We start from the raw sequence: 19,063 nt of genomic DNA, 5'->3' as shown, positions 1-19,063 counted from the left end.
CCGGCCGGACGGGCCACGCAGCCCCGTTCTCGTATCACCCCTCCGGCGACCCTGTGTTCGCCGGAGGGCTTAAGGTTTCGGCTCGTCAGATTCCGACATCCTGCAGGAGGCCGGCGGCGAGCGTCAGGCGCGAGACCGAGGTCTCGCCAGTGCCGACCAGCCGCTGCAGCTGCTCGGCTGCCGCGCGCAGCGTGTCGCCCTGCCGTGCGGCCCAGTCGGCCACCGGATCCTCGCCCTCACCCTCGTTGAGGGCGAGGATCGTCAGGCGCTTGCGCTCACGGGCGATCTGACTGCCGGCGCGCTCCAGCGCCAGCGTCTCGTAGTAGTCCGTCGGACGGAGCGTCACGAGCGCTTCCTCGAGCTGGCCGATGTGGAGCGCCTGCGTCAGCGCGAAGGTCGCGCGCATCGCCTCGCCGAAGGTCCGCCCGGTTTCACGTGAAACACGCTCGACGTCCGGCACCAGCGCGAGAAGCGGCAGGCGGGCGATGCGGGTCGCCAGCTCTTCCGGCACGCCGGCGGAGACCCAGTCCGACTGTCGGCTAGTGAACTCGGCGCGAGCATGCTCGCTCGCCATCTCGACGAGGGCCGGCCCGAACTCGGTCGACAGGCGCCGGAGCGCGGCGACCGTCTCGCCGAGATCGAAGACGCCGGAGCGTACGAGACCGACGACGCCGACCTGAAGGAAGAACGACACCGCGGCGTAGAGATCGTTCTGCACCGTGCCCGGCAGACGGGCGTCCAGCGCGTCGATCTCGCGCAGGAGGTCGTCGATCGCGAACCCGTCGTGGATGGCGACATAGGCGCTGACGAGATTGGAGCCCGAGCGCCCCGTCGCGTCGCGCAGGACCGTCGCGAAGGACACGCCGAGATGGTTGACGAAGGCGTTGGCGAGCCCTGTCGCCACGATCTCCCGGCGCAGGCGATGGGCCGAGATGTCGGCCTTGAACTTCTCGCGTAGCGCCTTCGGGAAATAGGCCATGAGGCGACCGGCGAGGTAGGGGTCGTCCGGCAGCGAGCCGGAGACCAGCGCGTTGAAGAGATCGATCTTGGCATAGGCGAGAAGGACGGCGAGCTCCGGCCGCGACAGGCTCTGGCCCCGCGCGCGAAGGTCGGCGATGGCGCCGGGCGAGGGCAGGGTCTCGACCTGCCGGTCGAGCGCGCCGGTCTCCTCCAGCGCCGCCATCAGCCGCGCCTGCAGGGCGAGGCGCGAGACGCCCGCCCGCTCCTCCAGCGAGATCGCCAGCGTCTGCGCGTAGTTGTTGGCGAGCACCAGCCGCGCCACCTCGTCGGTCATCGAGCCGAGCAGCCGGTCGCGCTCCTCGCGCGAGAGGCGCCCCTCGGCAAGCGGCTGGCGCAGCGCGATCTTGAAGTTGACCTCGACGTCCGACGTGTTGACGCCGGCCGAGTTGTCGATCGCGTCGGTATTGAGCCGCACGCCGGCGCGCGCCGCCTCGATACGGCCTCCTTGAGTCAGCCCGAGATTGGCGCCCTCGCCGATCACCTTGGCGCGCACCTCGCGGCCGGTGATGCGCACGGCGTCGTTGGCGCGGTCGCCGACGTCGAGGTTGGTCTCGGTGGAGGCGCGGATATAGGTGCCGATGCCGCCGAACCAGAGAAGGTCGACCGGGCTCTTCAGGATCGCCGTGATGATCTCGGCGGGCGTGCCCGAGGGCTTGTCGAGGCCGATCGCGGCGGCGGCCTCGGGCGACAGGCGGATCAGCTTGTCGCGCCGCGAGAAGACGCCGCCGCCAGTGGAGATCGCCGAGCGGTCGAAGTCGGCCCAGGACGAGCGGGGCAGGGCGAAAAGGCGCTGGCGCTCCTCGAACGAGCGCTCCTCGTCCGGATTCGGATCGATGAAGATGTCGCGGTGGTCGAAGGCCGCGACCAGCCGGATCTTGCGCGACAGGAGCATGCCGTTGCCGAAGACGTCGCCCGACATGTCGCCGCAGCCGGCCACCGTGAAGGGTTCGGACTGGATGTCCCACGCGCGGCCGTCGCGGCCCATCTCGCGGAAGTGGCGCTTCACCGCCTCCCAGGCGCCGCGCGCGGTGATGCCCATCGCCTTGTGGTCGTAGCCGGCCGAGCCGCCGGAGGCGAAGGCGTCGTCCAGCCAGAAGCCGCGCGCCCGCGCCACCGCGTTGGCCGTGTCGGAGAAGGTCGCCGTGCCCTTGTCGGCCGCCACCACGAAATAGGGATCGAGGTCGTCGTAGGCGATGACGCCGGTCGGCGTCACCGTCTCGCCCGAGGGCTCGATGTTGTCGGTGACCGACAGGAGCGAGGCGATGAAGACGACATAGGCGGCGCGCCCGCTCTCGAACCAGGCCTCGCGGTTGGCCGCGTCGGCAAGGCGCTTGGGGTAGAAGCCGCCCTTGGAGCCGACCGGCACGATCACGGCGTTCTTGACCTGCTGCGCCTTCACGAGGCCGAGGATCTCGGTGCGGTAGTCCTGCGAGCGGTCGGACCAGCGCAGGCCGCCGCGCGCCACCGGGCCGAAGCGCAGGTGGACACCCTCGACACGCGCATCGAACACGAAGATCTCGCGGTAGGGCACGGGCGCGGGCATGCCCTCGATGCGGTGCGGATCGATCTTGAAGGCGAGCGCGGGCTTGACCGCGGTCGGCACGGAGTTGGGATCGGCCGACACGTCGGGCACGGCATAGAAGTTGGTGCGAAGGGTCGCCAGCACCGCGCCCATCAGGCGTCGCACCACGCGGTCCTCGTCGAGGCTGGTGATCGTGTCGAGCGCCTGGCGAAGGGCGAGAAGAGGGGCCAGCGCGCCGCGCGCGGCGGCCTGGGCCGCCTCCGCGTCGCCCGCCAGCTCCTCCGGCAGCGCGTCCGGCCGGTGCTCGCGCGCCGGGTCGAAGGTGCCCGCGAACAGCTCGATCAGCGCGCGGGCGACCCCCGGCTGGCGCTCCAGCACCTGCGCCATGAATTCGGCCGTCGTCGCAAAGCCGGTCTGGCGCAGATACCGCGCATAGGCGCGAAGGACGTTCGCCTCGCGCCAGTCGAGCCCGGCCGAGAACACCAGCGCGTTGAAGGCGTCGTCCTCGATCCGCGCGTCGACCACGGCCTGCAGCGTCGCCTCCAGCGCCAAGCCCTTGTCGGCGAGCGCGGCGATGTTGCCCGAGCGCGGGATCAGCTCCATGTCGTGGAGCCAGACATGGCTGCCGTCGGCGCGCGCGATCTCGTGCGTCTGCTCGGCGAGCGGCGAGAAGCCCATGTTCTCCAGGATCGGCACCCGGCGCGACAGCGGCAAAGCCTCTCCGAGGTGGAAGATCTTGAGGCGCAGCGAGGCGTCCTCGTCGCCCTCGCGGCGGTAGAAGTCGATGCCGAGCGGGGCGCCGGGGCGAAGGTCGAGGATGCGCGCGGCGTCCTCCACCGCCTCCTGCGGATCGACCCCGTCGCGGTAGCCGCCGGGAAGACCCGGGGCGAGCGCCGTCAGCTCGCCGATCCGCCCGGTGCGCGCGGCCGCCCGCTCGAAGGCGAGCGACCAGTCGCGGGCGATGGCGGCGATCTCCGCCTCGAGCTCGGCCTCGTTGGGCTCGGGCGTCGGGCCGCCCGCGCGCCCGATGATGAAGTGGATCGAGGCGAGCGCCCCTTCGGGAAAGTTCGGGTAGTAGGCCGAGATGTGGCCGTCGTAGCGCTCGGCGAGCAGCACGCCGATCTCGTCGCGCAGGCGCGCGTCGTAGCGCTCGCGCGGCACGAAGACGAGCACCGAGACGAAGCGGTCGAACCGGTCGATGCGCGGCAGGACGCGGATGCGCGGCCGCTCGCCGAGTTCCGTGACGATTCCGACGAAGCGCTCCAGGAGATCGACGTCGATCTGGAACATCTCGTCGCGCGAGTAGGTCTCCAGCGCGACGGCCAGCGCCTTGCCGGAATGGGAGTTCGGCGAGAAGCCGAGGCGCTCCGTGACCGTGGCGGCCTTGGCGCGCAGGTAGGGGATCGCGGCGAGCGGCTGGGTGTAGGCCGAGGAGGCGAAGAGGCCGACGACGCGCAGCTCGCCGGTCAGCCGGCCGTCCGCATCGCGCAGCTTGATGCCGACATAGTCCATGTAGGCGCGCCGGTGCACGCGCGAGCGCGAGTTGGCCTTGGCCACGATCAGCGGCTCGGGATCCTCGAGAAAGGCGCGCAGCTCGGGGCTCGGCGCCTCGGCCGCGCCCTCGCGGCGCAGGACCCTGACAGTGGGATCGCGCAGGATGCCGAGGTCGCTGCCCTCGACGCGCCGCAGCGCCTCGCCCTCCGGGTGATAGGCGAACTCGCGAAGGCCGAGGAAGATGAAGTTGCCGTTGGCGAGCCAGTCGAGAAGCGCGGCGCCCTCGCGCTCGCTCGCCGCGCGCTCCGCATTCGCCTCGCGGCCGGCGCGCGCCTCGATGGTGCGGGCCGCCTCAATGACGCGCCGGCGCATGGAATCGAAATCGGCGTTCGCGACGGCGACCTCGCCGAGGATCGCCTCAAGATTGCGTGCCAGCGCCTCCTCGGCCGCCGGGTCCGGCATCGGCTCGATCACGACCTGGATCAGGCTGACGGGCTCGCCGCCCGCCGCGCCGGGGCGACGCTCGGCAAAGCTCGTCGGCGCGCCGTCGGGCCCACGCTCGACGCTGAGGATCGGATGCGAGATGGCATGGATCGCCGGCGCCCGGTCGGCGATCTCGGCGGTCACCGAATCGAACAGGAACGGCATGTCGTCGTGTGCGATGGTGATCGCGGTCACCGGCTCGCCGGCGCGCAGCTCGCCCCGCAGGCGCCGGACCGAGACGACGGCCTGGCCCGGCCGGTGGCGCTCGAGGACGCCGGCCGCCTCGTCGGTCAGCTTGGCCAGCGCCTCGGGCGCGAAGGCCAGGAGGTCGTCCGCCGGCGGGCGGGCGAAGAGGAGGGGCGCCAGCCGCCGACCCGGGCCCGTCTCGGGCAGGAGGGCCAGAGCCCCGGCGATGATCCGGTTCTTGGTCGGGTTCGGCTCGGTTGCCATGCGTGTCCCCTCGGGAAGTCGGTCGGCTCGGCCCCTGTCAGGCCGGAAGCGAATCATCTCATCGGCCCGTGACGGGACCATGAGGGCCGGGTCGGGGCAACCGTGCTTCTCGGATCGGGCCGCCACCACGCGAGACTTATAGGGCGGCCGGCCGTCATGTCTGCGGCCGATCCATGCCCCGATCCGTGGCGGCGCTCGTATTGCTCTCGTCATGCTTTTGCGCGAGGGTCCGGGCCATGACGAACCCGTCCGACGATCGGGCGCGGCAGCAGGAGGCCGAGGCCATCCTGCGGCGCGTGCGCCAGGAAACCGAGCCCCAGACCGGGGCCGCCGGCGAAAGCATGGCGCGGGGCCTGCGCCGCCATTTCTGGGCGGCGGACGCCGATCCGGCCGACCGGATGGAGGTCGTCGGCACACGGATCGGCCGGCTGGCCGGCCTCGTCGCGGTGATCGGGCTGGCGGTCGGGCTCGCCTATCAGCTCTCCGCCCTCTGAAGGACGCCGATGAGCCTTTCCGCATCCGCCTCCGGTGGCGACAAGCCGGCCGTCCTGTCGATCTCGAGCCATGTCGCGCGCGGCACCGTGGGCAACCGCGCCGTGGTGTTCGCACTGGAGTCGCTCGGCTTTCCCGTCTGGTCGGTGCCGACCGTCACCCTGCCCTGGCATCCTGGCCACGGACCGGCGACGCGCATCGTGCCGGACGAGACGGCGTTCGCCGCCTTCGTCGACGACCTCGTGCGCGCGCCTTGGCTCGGCGAGGTCGGGGCGGTGATCTCCGGCTATTTCGGCGCCGCGCATCAGGTCGAGCCGGTGGCGAAGCTGGTGGATGCCGTGCGCCGCGCCAACCCCGAGGCGCTTTATCTCTGCGATCCCGTGCTCGGCGACGGCGGGGACGGGGGCGGGCGGCTCTACCAGCCGGCCGAGACCGTGGCGGCGGTGCGCGACCTTCTCGTCCCGCGCGCCGACATCGCGACGCCCAACCGCTTCGAGCTCGAGTTCCTGACCGGCCTCGAGTTCTCGACCAACGCCCACCTTGTCGAGGCGGCGAGCGCGCTCGGGCCGGCGCGTGTCGTCGTCACCTCGGCCTTTCCGCTCCTGCGCGGCGGCATCGGCAACCTCCTCGTCGAGGACGGCGCGGCGATGCTGGCCGAGCACCGGCGCATCGAGGGCGTGCCGAACGGGCTCGGGGACCTCACGGGCGCCGTGTTCCTAGCGCGCATCCTGTCGGGCACCACGGGCGAGAAGGCGCTGCAGGGCACGACGGCCGCCGTGTTCGAGATCCTCGCCCGCACCACAAAGCGCGGCAAGGACGAGTTGACGCTGGAGACCGATGCCGACAGCCTGAAGACGCCGATGGCGATGGTCCAGATGCGCCGGCTGCAGCCGGCGGGGGGCGGGCGGCGGGCGTGAGGACGTTCGCCGGTGTCGATGGCTGCCCCGGCGGCTGGATCGCGGCGGTGCAGCATCACGACGGGACGACCGCGCTCGCCGTCCACGCGAGTTTCCAAGGCCTTCTCCAAGCCCTTCCGAATGATGCGATCGTTGTCGTCGACATGCCGATCGGCCTGCCCGAGACGATCCGCGGCCTGGGGCGCGCGGCCGAGACCGCAGTGCGTCCGATTCTGGGGGCCCGCCGGTCGAGCCTTTTTGCGATCCCTGCGCGCGCGGCGGTCGAGGCCTGGGACGGGCCGCACGCCACGGAGGTGGTGCGCGCCGCCGCGCATGCCCGCGCCTCGACGCTGGCCCGGGCGCGCTCCGAGCCGGCGCGCGGCGTCTCGCGCCAAGGCTTCATGCTGTTTCCCAAGATCCTCGAGATCGACCGGCTCCTACGCGCCGAGCCGGCGCTGGCGGACCGCGTCCTCGAGAGCCACCCCGAGGCGGCGTTTGCCGCCCTGAACGGGGGCACGGCGATGGCGCATCCCAAGAAGCGCGGCGGCCGCCCGAACGAGCCGGGGCTCGGCGAGCGCCGCGCGCTCCTCGAACGCGCCGGTCTTCCGCCGGCGCTTCTTCTCGCCGTGCGACCGCGCGGCGTCGGCGAGGACGACCGCATCGACGCCTGTGCGATGCTGATGGTCGCCCGCGCGGTAGCGGCGGGCCGGGCGCAGCCCTCGCCCGACCCGCCGGAGCGCGACGCGCACGGCCTTCCCGTCGCGATCTGGCTGCCGCGCGACCCCCTGTGCAGCGCGGAAGAAACTGGTCTAGAAGCGATCCGAACCAGCGACGGAGCGACGATGACCCTTCTCCCCGATGCCCTCGTGTCCGGCTACCGCAGTTTCGTGCAGGGCCGCTATCTCCAGGAAACGCAGACCTACCGGGCGCTGGCGCGCGACGGCCAGACGCCGGAGACCATGGTCATCGCCTGTTGCGACTCGCGCGCCGCGCCCGAGACGATCTTCGGTGCCGGCGCCGGCGAGCTCTTCGTGGTGCGCAACGTCGCCAACCTCGTGCCGCCCTACAACCCGGACGGCGAGTTCCACGGCACGTCCGCCGCGCTGGAATTCGCGGTGCAGGCGCTGAAGGTGAAGAACATCGTGGTGATGGGCCACGGTCGCTGCGGCGGCATCAAGGCGGCGCTGACCACCGGTGCCGAGCCGCTCTCGCCCGGCGACTTCATCGGCAAGTGGATGAGCATCCTGCAGCCGGTGGCCGAGACGGTGGCGGCCAACGAGCTGATGACGTCGGGCGAGCGGCAGACCGCGCTGGAGCGGATCTCGATCCGCACCTCGATCGCCAACCTTCGCTCCTTCCCCTACATCGCCGCGCGCGAGCGGGCGGGCGAGCTCAACCTTTACGGCGCCTGGTTCGACATTTCGACCGCCGAGCTCTGGGCGATGGACGCCGAGACCGGCGACTTCCAGCGCCCGCTGGTCGACGTGGAAGACGCCGTGATCTGAGCGGCGCTCCGATGACGGAAGGCCCCCGGCAGCCTGAGGCCGCCGGGGGGCCGGAGCCTTACTCCGCCGGCACCGGGCCGGCGTCGAGCGCCTCGATCGATCCGGCGCGGTTGAAGGCGGCCTCGTCGAGGATGCCCTGGCGCTTGGCGACGATGGTCGGCACCAGCGCCTGTCCCGCGACGTTGACGGCCGTGCGGCCCATGTCGAGGATCGGGTCGATGGCCAAAAGCAGCCCGACGCCCTCGAGCGGCAGGCCGAGGGTCGAGAGCGTCAGCGTCAGCATGACGGTCGCGCCGGTGAGGCCGGCGGTTGCCGCCGAGCCGACGACCGCGACGAAGACGATCAGGAGATAGTCCTCGATCCCGAGCGGCACGCCGAAGAACTGGGCGACGAAGATCGCCGAGATCGCCGGGTAGATCGAGGCGCAGCCGTCCATCTTGGTGGTCGAGCCGAGCGGCACCGCGAAGCTCGAATACTCGCGCGGCACGCCGAGGCTCTTTTCCGTCACCCGCTCGGTGATCGGCATCGTGCCGATCGAGGAGCGCGACACGAAGGCGAACTGGATCGCCGGCCAGGCGCCCTGGAAGTAGCGCAACGGGCTGAGGCCGTGCGCGAGGAGAAGCGTCGGGTAGACCACGAAGAGCACCAGCGCGAGGCCGACATAGATCGCGGCGGCAAACGTGCCGAGCTGTGCGAGCGTCTCCCAGCCGTAGACCGCGACCGCGTTGCCGAGGAGACCGACGGTCGCGATCGGCGTCAGGCGGATGATCCACCAGAGCACCTTGTGGACGATCTTCAGGAACGAGCGGTTGAAGGCGAGGAAGGGCTCGGCGGCCTCGCCGACCTTCAGCGCCGCGACGCCGACCGCGATCGAGATCACCAGGATCTGGAGGACGTTGAAGTTGAGGCTGGTCGAGGCACCGCCCTCGCGAAGACTGGTGGATGCCTGAAGGCCGAGGATGTTGGACGGGATCAGCCCGGTGAGGAAATCGAGCCAGGACCCCGAGCGCGCCGGCGCGGCGGCCGCCTCGCGCGCCACCGACGTGCCGAGGCCCGGTTGGAAGATCAGCCCGAGCGCGATGCCGATGAGGACCGCGATGAAGGCGGTGATCGCGAACCAGAGAAGCGTCTGCCAGACGAGGCGCGCGGCGTTGTCGAGCGCGCGCAGGTTGGCGATCGAGGCGACGATCGCGGTGAAGACGAGCACCGGCACCACGGTCCGCAGAAGGGAGACGAAGGACGAGCCGACGGTCGAGAGGGTCTGCGTCAGCCAGTTCGGCCCGTCCGCGCCGGGCCCCATGGAGCGGGCGACGAGGCCGAGCACGATGCCGAGCACGAGCGCGACGAGGATCTGGAAGCCGAAATTCGTCCAGAGCGGCTTTTTCGGCCGGGACGGGGCGGCGGCAGCGGGGGCGGCCATCGGGAAACTCCGAGAGGAAGCGCATGCCGTGGGACGGGCGTGCGGGAAGGACCCTCATCTAGGGCATGACGGCGCGCACGCCGAAGTATGCCCGTGCTGCGGTGCGATCGATAAGGGAAACATTCTTTCGCCCCCGTCCGTTCCGGCAGGCTGCGATCGGCGTTGCACGGCGGACACAGCGTTGGGGACGGCAACCGGATTTGCGGGCGCTTCGCTTGCGAAACATGGTAAACACCCTTTCTACAGCCGGTGATGCGGACGGCGCGATCTCGCGCGACAACCAACGACGGGGAACGGGGATGACCCAGATGATCAGGATGGGCTTCGGCCTTGCGGCCGTGCTGGCGCTTGCCGGCTGCCAGTCGGCGGGCCCGAGCTTCGGCGGCGGCAGCAATGTCCGCAGCCCGGCTCCCCTGCGTGCGGCCCCGACCGGCCAGGTCTATTCCAACCAGCTGCCGCCGCCGCCCCCGCCGCCGGCCGCGCCCGTGACCCCGGCGCCCGTCACCCCGACGGCCGACGCGTCGGCCGCCGCGCAGACGCCCGCCCCGACCCAGACCGCCTCGGCCGCGCCGGTGACGCGCGAAGGGCTGGTCGGCGCCTGGCGCGTGTCGTCGGGCGGCGGCAACTGCCAGATCTTCATGGCGCTGACGCAGTGGACGGGCGGCTACCGCGCCGCCTCGCGCGGCTGCCCCGGCCAAGTCGCCGACGTGTCGGCCTGGGACGTCTCGGGCAGCCAGGTGGTGCTGAAGGATTCGGGCGGCTCCACCGTCGCGACCCTCAACAACACCGGCGGCACCCGCTACGAGGGCACCACCAGCGGCGGCCAGTCGGTCAGCCTCTACCGCTAAGCGCATCAGGCAAGCGTGCCGCGCGGATGGTTTCGCGCGGCACCGCCGGAGCCCCTTCGGCGACGCCCGCGTCGCCCGTCGTTCCGTCGGTGACGAGGGACGCCCGGGGCCCATCGTCCCGGAAGGTCCAAGATCATGCCGCACCAAGGCTACGGCTCCGTCGGGGGCGAGCGCGGTCCCGTGCGGGCCGAACTCGCGCGGCGCGTGGCGGCCGGGTCCTTGCGCGAGGACGCTGTCCAGGCCGGTGTCGCCGACCGCCTCGACCGGCTGGGGCGCGAATTGAAGGCCGCAGCGCTGCCGGTGAAGTCGAGCGCGCTCGGCTGGCTGTTCGGCCGGCGCGAGCGCCCCGCCGCCCCGCGCGGCGTCTACATCTACGGCTCGGTCGGGCGCGGCAAGTCCATGCTGATGGACCTGTTCTTCCAGACGGCGTCGGTGGAGGGCAAGCGACGCCTCCACTTCCACGAGTTCATGGCCGAGATGCACGGGCGCATCAACGCGCACCGCGCGGCGGTGAGGGCGGGCGAGGCGAGGGGCGACGACCCGATCCCGCCGGTGGCCGAGGCCGTGGCGGCCGAGACGCGTCTCCTGTGCTTCGACGAGTTCACCGTGACCGACATCGCCGACGCGATGATCCTGTCGCGCCTCTTCGACGCGCTCTTCGCCCGCGGGCTGACGCTGGTCGCGACCTCCAACGTCGCGCCGGACGATCTCTACCGCGACGGGCTGAACCGGCCGCTGTTCCTGCCCTTCGTCGAGACATTGAAGGCGCACACCGACATTCTCTTCCTTGACGCGCCGACCGACTACCGGATGGAGACGATCGGGGCGGGCGACCTCTACCTCACGCCGCTCGGCCCCGAGACGGACCGGCGGATGGACGGGCTGTGGCACTCGATCCTCGGACCCGCGCCGGAGGCTCCGGAAAGCCTGCCGTTCCGCGGACGCTCGATCGCCGTGCCGCGGACGGGCGGGGGCGCCGCGCGCTTCGCCTTCGCCGACCTCTGCTCCAGGCCCCTCGGTGCCGCCGACTTCTTGGCGATTGCCGCGCGCTACCATACGGTGATGGTCGACGGCGTGCCGGTGATGGCGGCAGCCGAGCGCAACGAGGCCAAGCGCTTCATCCTCCTGATCGACACGCTCTATGACGCCCATCGCCGGGTGGTCGTCTCGGCCGCAGCGCCCGCCGACGCGCTCTACCGCGCCCCGAGCGGCACGGAGGCGTTCGAGTTCGACCGTACGGTGTCGCGCCTGATCGAGATGCGCTCCGACGCCTATCTCGCGGAGGCCGAACGGCGGCGGAGCGGTGCGGAACGCTCAGGAGACGTCGATCGCGCATGAAAATTTTCCGACAAGGCCGCAAGCGGCCACGTCGTTGGAATCATGCCGGGAAACGAATGACGCTTACGTAAGCCCCATATAGCCTAACCGGTTGAATTCCCTTGCGCTGCGCTGCGGCCATTGCACCCGTCGCCCGCACGGAGTATCCCCCTGCCCGACGCAGGACCAGAAGGCGCGTCCGTCCCGGCTGCCGTGACGGTCGCATCGACCGGCCTGCCCGGCCCCCGGGAATGCGGGCCGCATTCAGGAACCCGAAGGGCGTCCGATGACGAGACCTCCCCAATTTTCCACCGCTCCGCGGCGCGTCGCCGGGCCGGGCGCGTGGGCGGGCGGTCCGGGCGCCCCGACCTCGTCTCCTTCGTCCCTCGCAGCCATCCGCAACGGGAAGCTTTCATGAACATCCACGAATACCAGGCCAAGCAGGTCCTCAAGGGCTTCGGCGCCCCGGTCGCCTCGGGCGTCGCGATCACCAGCGCGTCCGAAGCCGAGGCCGCCGCCCGGCAGCTTCCCGGTCCGCTCTATGTCGTGAAGTCGCAGATCCATGCGGGCGGCCGCGGCAAGGGCAAGTTCAAGGAGCTCGGCGCGGACGCCAAGGGCGGCGTGCGCCTCGCCAAGTCCGTGGAAGAGGCTGTCGCGCACGCGACGGAGATGCTCGGCAACACGCTCGTCACCGCCCAGACGGGCGACGCCGGCAAGCAGGTGAACCGCCTCTACATCGAGGACGGCGCTGACATCGCCCTCGAACTCTACTGCTCGCTCCTCGTCGACCGCTCGGTCGGGCGCGTCGCCTTCGTCGTCTCCACCGAGGGCGGCATGGACATCGAGGCGGTCGCCCACGACACGCCGGAGAAGATCATCACCGTCGCGATCGACCCGGAGACGGGCGTCACCGACGCGGACGTCGCCAAGATCTCGGACGCCTACGGCCTCGAGGGTGCGGCCCGCGAGGACGCCAAGTCCCTGTTCCCGGCGCTCTACAAGGCCTTCACCGAGAAGGACATGGCGCTCCTCGAGGTGAACCCGCTCATCGTCATGACCGACGGCCACCTGCGCGTCCTCGACGCCAAGGTCTCGTTCGACGGCAACGCGCTGTTCCGCCACGATGACATGAAGGCGCTTCGCGACGAGACCGAAGAGGACGCCAAGGAGATCGAGGCCTCGGCCTGGGACCTCGCCTATGTCGCGCTCGACGGCAACATCGGCTGCATGGTGAACGGCGCCGGTCTCGCCATGGCGACGATGGACATCATCAAGCTCTACGGCAAGGAGCCGGCGAACTTCTGCGACGTCGGCGGCGGCGCGTCGAAGGAGAAGGTCGCGGCGGCCTTCAAGATCATCACGGCGGACCCGGCGGTGCAGGGCATCCTCGTCAACATCTTCGGCGGCATCATGAAGTGCGACGTGATCGCCGAGGGCGTCGTCGCGGCGGTGAAGGAAGTCGGCCTAAAGGTGCCGCTCGTCGTGCGCCTCGAGGGCACGAATGTCGAGCTCGGCAAGAAGATCCTCAACGAGTCGGGCCTCGCCATCACGGCGGCGGACGACCTCGACGACGCCGCGCAGAAGATCGTCGCGGCGGTCAAGTAACCGACGGCGCCGGCGGAATGGAACTTCTGATCCTATCGGTTCCGTCCATTCTCGCCGCTGCGCTGGCAGCCTTGGTCCTCGTCCTGACCTGTCGCGCTCTCATGGCGCTGGGTCGCTTCGTTCCCCACGGCAGAACCTTGGTCGGCGGCACCTTCGTCGCCGGCAACATTCTAGGGCCGATCTGCTTTCAGACTTGGATACAAAGTTTGGATGTCGATGGCCCGGCCGGGCTCGCGATCTTCATGGCGTGGGTCTTCATCTGGGCGACCGCGCTCCTCAGCCTCGCGCTCTTCGCAGGGTCGATGATGGAGCGCCGACCCGGTCGATCTCGCCAGCTTCGTCGGAGCTGGAACTGAATTTGTCATCGAGCCGAAGGGTTTGACCCTCGGTTTCAACTTGAATTCGGCAGCACCTCGCCCGAGTGTGCCGAACCTTCGCTGGGAGCCCCGCGCACCACATGTCCATCCTCGTCGACAAGAACACCAAGATCATCGTGCAGGGCCTGACCGGCAAGACCGGCACGTTCCACACGGAACAGGCGCTCGCCTATCACGGCACGCAGATGGTCGCCGGCATCCACCCCAAGAAGGGCGGTGAGACCTGGACCGGCTCGAAGGGCGAGAGCCTGCCGATCTACGCCACGGTCGCCGAAGCGCGCGACGCTACGGGCGCCAACGCCTCCGTGATCTACGTGCCGCCGGCCGGCGCCGCCGACGCCATCATCGAGGCGATCGAGGCCGAGATCCCCTTCATCACCTGCATTACCGAAGGCATTCCCGTCCTCGACATGGTGCGCGTGAAGGCCCGCCTCGAAAAGTCCAAGTCGCGCCTTCTCGGCCCCAACTGCCCCGGCATCATGACGCCGGACGAGTGCAAGATCGGCATCATGCCGGGCTCGATCTTCAAGAAGGGCAATGTCGGCATCGTCTCGCGCTCCGGCACCCTGACCTACGAGGCGGTGTTCCAGACCACGAACGAGGGTCTCGGCCAGACGACCGCGGTCGGCATCGGCGGCGATCCGGTCAAGGGCACCGAGTTCATCGACGTCCTCGAGATGTTCCTCGCCGACGACGAGACGAAATCGATCATCATGATCGGCGAGATCGGCGGCTCAGCCGAGGAGGACGCCGCCCAGTTCCTGATCGACGAGGCCAAGCGCGGCCGCAAGAAGCCCATGGCCGGCTTCATCGCGGGTCGCACGGCCCCCAAGGGTCGCACCATGGGCCACGCCGGCGCGGTGGTCTCGGGCGGCAAGGGCGACGCGGAATCCAAGATCGCGGCGATGGAAGCGGCGGGCATCCGCGTCTCGCCGTCCCCGGCGCGCCTCGGCAAGACGCTGGTCGAGGTCCTCAAGGGCTGAAGACCGGCGAGCCGGATCGGGGCGGTCATTCGATTTTTAACCGTCGCGCCCCTATCTGGCCGGAATGATACGTGAAGCCAGCCGCGCGGCGTTTCGGCCCGCGCGGCCGCTCCTCGGGTCTCGACCCGGCGGGCGACCTTTCAGCCGAACGCGTTCGAGTGAGCGGCGGAGGCCCTTGGCCTTCCGCCTCCGATCATCTTTCAGGGAGACGGCGTTCGCTGAAGAAGCGGGGGCCGCTTTGTCATCATCATGGCACGCAATCCGGCGAACGAGACCTTCGCGGCGACCTCCTTCCTCTATGGCGGCAATGCCGACTACATCGAGACGCTGGCCGCCGCCTACGAGCGCGACCCGTCCTCGGTGGCCGCCGAATGGCGCGAGTTCTTCGGCCAGGTCGCCGACGACAAGGCGACCGTCGTCAAGAACGCGGAAGGCCCGTCCTGGACGAAGCCCAACTGGCCGGTGACGCCGAACGGCGAGCTCGTCGCCGCCCTCGACGGCAACTGGGGCGAGGCGGAGATCCGCGTCGAGAAGAAGCTGCGCGACAAGGCGAGCGCCGCGGCGCCGAAGGGCGAGGCGCCCTCCGAGGCCGCGATCCTGCAGGCGACGCGCGATTCGGTGCGCGCCCTGATGCTGATCCGCGCCTACCGGGTGCGCGGCCATCTCCACGCCAAGCTCGACCCGCTCGGCCTTGCCGCGCCGGAAGACGACTATCACGAGCTCTCTCCTGAGAACTACGGCTTCACCGAGGCCGATCTCGACCGCCGCATCTTCATCGACAACGTGCTCGGCATGGAGTTCGCGACCGTCCGCCAGATGGTCGACATCCTCAAGCGCACCTATTGCGGCACCGTCGGCGTCGAGTTCATGCACATCTCCAATCCGCTGGAAAAGCAGTGGATCCAGGAGCGCATGGAGGGCGCGGGCAAGGGCGTCGAGTTCACCGACCAGGGCAAGCGCGCCATCCTCAACAAGCTGATCGAGGCGGAAGGCTTCGAGAAGTTCCTGGACGTCAAGTACAAGGGCACCAAGCGCTTCGGCCTCGACGGCGGCGAGGCGCTGATCCCCGCGCTCGAGCAGATCATCAAGCGCGGCGGCCAGATGGGCCTGAAGGAGATCGTGCTGGGCATGGCCCATCGCGGTCGCCTCAACGTGCTTGCCCAGGTCATGGGCAAGCCGCGCCGCGCGATCTTCCACGAGTTCAAGGGCGGCTCCTACAAGCCCGAGGACGTCGAGGGCTCGGGCGACGTCAAGTATCACCTGGGCGCCTCGGCGGACCGCGAGTTCGACAACAACTCGGTCCATCTGTCGCTGACGGCCAACCCTTCGCATCTGGAGATCGTCAACCCGGTCGTGATGGGCAAGGCGCGCGCCAAGCAGGACCAGCTCGGCGGCGGCCGCACCCGCACCGAGGTGGTGCCGCAGGAGGTGCGCAATCAGGTGCTGCCGCTCCTCATCCACGGCGATGCGGCCTTCGCGGGCCAGGGCGTTGTCGCCGAGTGCTTCGGCCTGTCGGGCCTCAAGGGCCACCGCGTCGGCGGCACCCTGCACTTCATCATCAACAACCAGATCGGCTTCACCACCAATCCGCGCTTCTCGCGCTCGTCGCCCTATCCGTCCGATGTGGCGAAGATGGTCGAGGCCCCGATCTTCCACGTCAACGGCGACGATCCGGAAGCCGTGACCTATGCGGCCAAGATCGCGATCGAGTACCGGCAGACCTTCCACAAGCCGGTGGTGGTCGACATGTTCTGCTATCGCCGCTTCGGCCATAACGAGGGCGACGAGCCCGGCTTCACGCAGCCGATCATGTATCGCAAGATCCGCGAGCATAAGACGACGCTCGAGATCTACGCCCGGAAGCTCGTCGAGGCCGGCGTCCTGTCGGACGGCGACGTCGAGGCGCGCAAGGCCGAGTTCCGCACGCAGCTGGAAGGCGAGTACGAGGCGGGCCAGAGCTACAACCCGAACAAGGCCGACTGGCTGGACGGTGCGTGGTCGGGCCTTCGCCGCGCCGACGACGAGGACGAGCAGCGCCGCGGCACGACCGGGGTGCCGGTGAAGACGCTGAAGGAACTGGGCGCCAAGCTCACCGAGGTGCCGGAGGGCTTCGAGGTCCACAAGACCATCGGCCGCTTCCTCGACAACCGCGCCAAGGCGATCGAGACCGGCGAGAACCTCGACTGGGCAACCGGCGAGGCACTGGCCTTCGCCTCGCTGCTCGCCGAAGGCACGCCGATCCGCCTGTCGGGTCAGGATTCGGAGCGCGGCACGTTCTCGCAGCGCCACTCGGTCCTCTACGACCAGCGCGACGAGAGCCGCTACATTCCGCTGTCCCACCTCGTGAAGGGCCAGGCGAACTACGAGGTCATCAACTCGATGCTCTCGGAAGAGGCCGTGCTCGGCTTCGAATACGGCTACTCGCTCGCCGAGCCGAACGCGCTGACGCTCTGGGAAGCCCAGTTCGGCGACTTCGTGAACGGCGCGCAGGTCGTGATCGACCAGTTCATCTCGAGCGGAGAAGCCAAGTGGCTGCGCATGTCGGGCCTCGTGATGCTGCTGCCGCACGGCTACGAGGGCCAGGGGCCAGAGCACTCCTCCGCACGCCTCGAACGCTTCCTGCAGCAGTGCGCGCAGGACAACATGCAGGTCGCCAACGTCACGACGCCGGCGAACTACTTCCACATCCTGCGCCGGCAGATGAAGCGCGACTTCCGCAAGCCGCTGATCCTGATGACGCCCAAATCGCTCCTGCGCCACAAGCGCGCGACGTCCGACCTCTCGGAACTGGCGGGCGACACGACGTTCCACCGCCTGCTGTGGGACGACGCCGAGATGAAGCCGAACTCGGTGACGGTGAAGCTGAAGAAGGACAAGGACATCCGCCGCGTCGTCCTGTGCACCGGCAAGGTCTATTACGACCTTCTGGAGGAGCGCGAGAAGCGGGGCATCGACGACATCTACCTCCTGCGCGTCGAGCAGCTCTATCCGTTCCCGGCGAAAGCCCTGATCAACGAGCTGTCGCGCTTCAAACAGGCCGAGATCGTCTGGTGCCAGGAGGAGCCGAAGAACATGGGCGCCTGGAGCTTCATCGAGCCCTATCTCGAATGGGTGCTCGACCGCATCGGCGAGACCAAGCGCCGCGCCCGCTATGCCGGACGCCAGGCGGCCGCCTCGCCGGCCGTCGGCACGATGTCGAAGCACATGGCCCAACTCGAAGCCTTCCTGGAGGAAGCGCTGGGAACCACGGCGGCCTGAGGGCCGCTGTCTCCCGCCCGCCCTCGCCACACCCTTTCCGATGAGATCTTCTAAGATGAGCACCGAAGTCAAAGTCCCGACCCTTGGCGAATCCGTCACCGAGGCCACGATCGGCCAGTGGTTCAAGAAGGCGGGCGACACCGTCGCGCAGGACGAGACGATCGCCGAGCTCGAGACCGACAAGGTCACGGTCGAGGTACCGGCGCCGGCCGCCGGCGTCCTGTCGGAGATCCTCGTCAAGGAAGGCGAGACGGTCGAGGTCGGTGCGCTGATCGCGGTGATCGGCGAGGCGGGTTCCGCCGGCGCGTCGGCGCCGAAGTCAGAGGCGCCCAAGGCCGACGCGCCGAAGGCGCCCGAGCCCGCGGCGACGCAGGGCTACGGCAACGCCTCCACGGCGCCGGCCGCGCCCGCCGGCGGCGGCGCGCACGGCGACACGCAGCCCGCCCCCTCGGCCGCCAAGCTGATGGCCGAGAAGAACCTGTCGGCGTCCGACGTCGAGGGGTCCGGCAAGCGCGGCCAGGTGCTGAAGGGCGACGTCATCGACGCGATCGCTCGAGGTCCCTCGACCGCCCCCGCGCAGGCCAAGGCGCCGGCCGCCCCGCGTCCGGCCTCCTCCGCCGACGACGCGTCGCGCGAGGAACGCGTGCGGATGACCAAGCTCCGCCAGACCATCGCGCGCCGCCTCAAGGACGCACAGGACACGGCAGCGATGCTGACCACCTTCAACGAGGTGGACATGTCGGCGGTGATGTCGCTGCGCTCCAAGTACAAGGACATCTTCGAGAAGAAGCACGGCGTGAAGCTCGGCTTCATGGGCTTCTTCACGAAGGCGGTGACGCATGCCCTGAAGGAGATCCCGGCGGTGAACGCCGAGATCGACGGCACCGACATCATCTACAAGAACTACGCCCACGTCGGCATGGCGGTCGGCACCGACAAGGGCCTCGTCGTCCCGGTCATCCGTGACGCCGACCAGATGTCGATCGCCGAAGTCGAGAAGGAACTCGGGCGCCTCGCCAAGGCGGCGCGCGACAACCAGCTGACCATGGCCGACATGCAGGGCGGCACCTTCACGATCACCAACGGCGGCGTCTACGGTTCGCTGATGTCGACGCCGATCCTGAACGCCCCGCAGTCGGGCATCCTCGGCATGCACAAGATCCAGGAGCGCCCGATGGTGGTCGGCGGCCAGATCGTGATCCGGCCGATGATGTATCTGGCGCTGTCCTACGATCACCGGATCGTCGACGGCAAGGAAGCCGTGACCTTCCTCGTGCGGGTCAAGGACTCGCTGGAGGATCCGGAGCGTCTCGTCCTCGACCTCTAAGACCTTCGAATACCCGGCGTCGCCCCCGAAACCGGCGGCGCCGGGTTCGGGCCGGACGGGAACCAC

General features: G+C 69.7%; 12 protein-coding genes and 1 pseudogene. 11 read left to right on the top strand and 2 right to left on the bottom strand.

The annotated features are described in order from the left end of the window. Window positions 1-85 precede the first annotated feature (85 nt). The gene (locus tag ACLNGM_RS03385) at window positions 86-4,969 is read right to left on the bottom strand and encodes an NAD-glutamate dehydrogenase (RefSeq protein WP_416357185.1); all 4,884 of its coding nucleotides are present in this window, start codon (window positions 4,967-4,969) and stop codon (window positions 86-88) included. Window positions 4,970-5,205: 236 nt separating this feature from the next. Here ACLNGM_RS03385 and ACLNGM_RS03380 point away from each other — a divergent pair, with 236 nt between their 5' ends. The 4 genes and pseudogenes from ACLNGM_RS03380 to ACLNGM_RS03365 all read left to right on the top strand — a co-directional run bounded on the left by ACLNGM_RS03380 (window position 5,206) and on the right by ACLNGM_RS03365 (window position 7,862). Further along, window positions 5,206-5,463, top strand: coding sequence for a hypothetical protein (locus ACLNGM_RS03380; protein WP_416357184.1), 258 nt, complete (start codon window positions 5,206-5,208; stop codon window positions 5,461-5,463). A 9-nt stretch (window positions 5,464-5,472) separates the two neighbouring features. Continuing rightward, on the top strand, window positions 5,473-6,378 hold the full coding sequence (gene pdxY / locus ACLNGM_RS03375) for a pyridoxal kinase PdxY (RefSeq protein WP_416357183.1): 906 nt from the start codon (window positions 5,473-5,475) through the stop codon (window positions 6,376-6,378). Further along, window positions 6,375-7,037 (top strand): annotated as a pseudogene (locus tag ACLNGM_RS03370) (DUF429 domain-containing protein); the annotation flags it as partial. The gene pdxY and the pseudogene ACLNGM_RS03370, both read left to right, overlap by 4 nt. A gap of 162 nt (window positions 7,038-7,199) precedes the next feature. After that, complete coding sequence (locus ACLNGM_RS03365; RefSeq protein ID WP_090965208.1) at window positions 7,200-7,862, top strand: carbonic anhydrase; 663 nt, start codon at window positions 7,200-7,202, stop codon at window positions 7,860-7,862. A gap of 58 nt (window positions 7,863-7,920) precedes the next feature. Here ACLNGM_RS03365 and ACLNGM_RS03360 read toward each other — a convergent pair whose 3' ends face one another. After that, the gene (locus ACLNGM_RS03360) at window positions 7,921-9,282 is read right to left on the bottom strand and encodes a dicarboxylate/amino acid:cation symporter (protein ID WP_416357182.1); all 1,362 of its coding nucleotides are present in this window, start codon (window positions 9,280-9,282) and stop codon (window positions 7,921-7,923) included. A gap of 299 nt (window positions 9,283-9,581) precedes the next feature. Here ACLNGM_RS03360 and ACLNGM_RS03355 point away from each other — a divergent pair, with 299 nt between their 5' ends. The 7 genes from ACLNGM_RS03355 (at window position 9,582) to odhB (ending at window position 18,997) form a co-directional block, all read left to right on the top strand. Next, a complete protein-coding gene (locus ACLNGM_RS03355; protein ID WP_244546054.1) occupies window positions 9,582-10,130 on the top strand; it encodes a protease inhibitor Inh/omp19 family protein in 549 nt (182 codons plus the stop codon). A gap of 135 nt (window positions 10,131-10,265) precedes the next feature. Next, window positions 10,266-11,468 carry a cell division protein ZapE gene (zapE, locus tag ACLNGM_RS03350; protein WP_416357181.1) on the top strand — a complete coding sequence of 401 codons (1,203 nt, stop codon included), beginning with the start codon at window positions 10,266-10,268 and terminating at the stop codon, window positions 11,466-11,468. A gap of 393 nt (window positions 11,469-11,861) precedes the next feature. After that, a complete protein-coding gene (sucC, locus tag ACLNGM_RS03345) occupies window positions 11,862-13,052 on the top strand; it encodes an ADP-forming succinate--CoA ligase subunit beta (RefSeq protein WP_416357180.1) in 1,191 nt (396 codons plus the stop codon). A gap of 17 nt (window positions 13,053-13,069) precedes the next feature. Continuing rightward, window positions 13,070-13,408: a hypothetical protein gene (locus tag ACLNGM_RS03340; protein WP_416357179.1), complete on the top strand. Its 339-nt coding sequence runs from the start codon at window positions 13,070-13,072 to the stop codon at window positions 13,406-13,408. 101 nt (window positions 13,409-13,509) lie between these two features. After that, complete coding sequence (sucD, locus tag ACLNGM_RS03335) at window positions 13,510-14,412, top strand: succinate--CoA ligase subunit alpha (protein WP_416357178.1); 903 nt, start codon at window positions 13,510-13,512, stop codon at window positions 14,410-14,412. Window positions 14,413-14,661: 249 nt separating this feature from the next. Continuing rightward, a complete protein-coding gene (locus tag ACLNGM_RS03330) occupies window positions 14,662-17,670 on the top strand; it encodes a 2-oxoglutarate dehydrogenase E1 component (protein ID WP_416357177.1) in 3,009 nt (1,002 codons plus the stop codon). 55 nt (window positions 17,671-17,725) lie between these two features. After that, entirely contained in the window at window positions 17,726-18,997 is a 1,272-nt protein-coding gene (gene odhB / locus ACLNGM_RS03325) for a 2-oxoglutarate dehydrogenase complex dihydrolipoyllysine-residue succinyltransferase (protein WP_416357176.1), read from the top strand. Window positions 18,998-19,063 lie beyond the last annotated feature (66 nt).

Source organism: Aureimonas phyllosphaerae (genome assembly GCF_047943035.1).
GTDB lineage: Bacteria > Pseudomonadota > Alphaproteobacteria > Rhizobiales > Rhizobiaceae > Aureimonas > Aureimonas phyllosphaerae.
The sequence above is the reverse complement of the archived record's forward strand: the minus strand, read 5'-3'. Positions and strand labels throughout refer to the sequence as shown.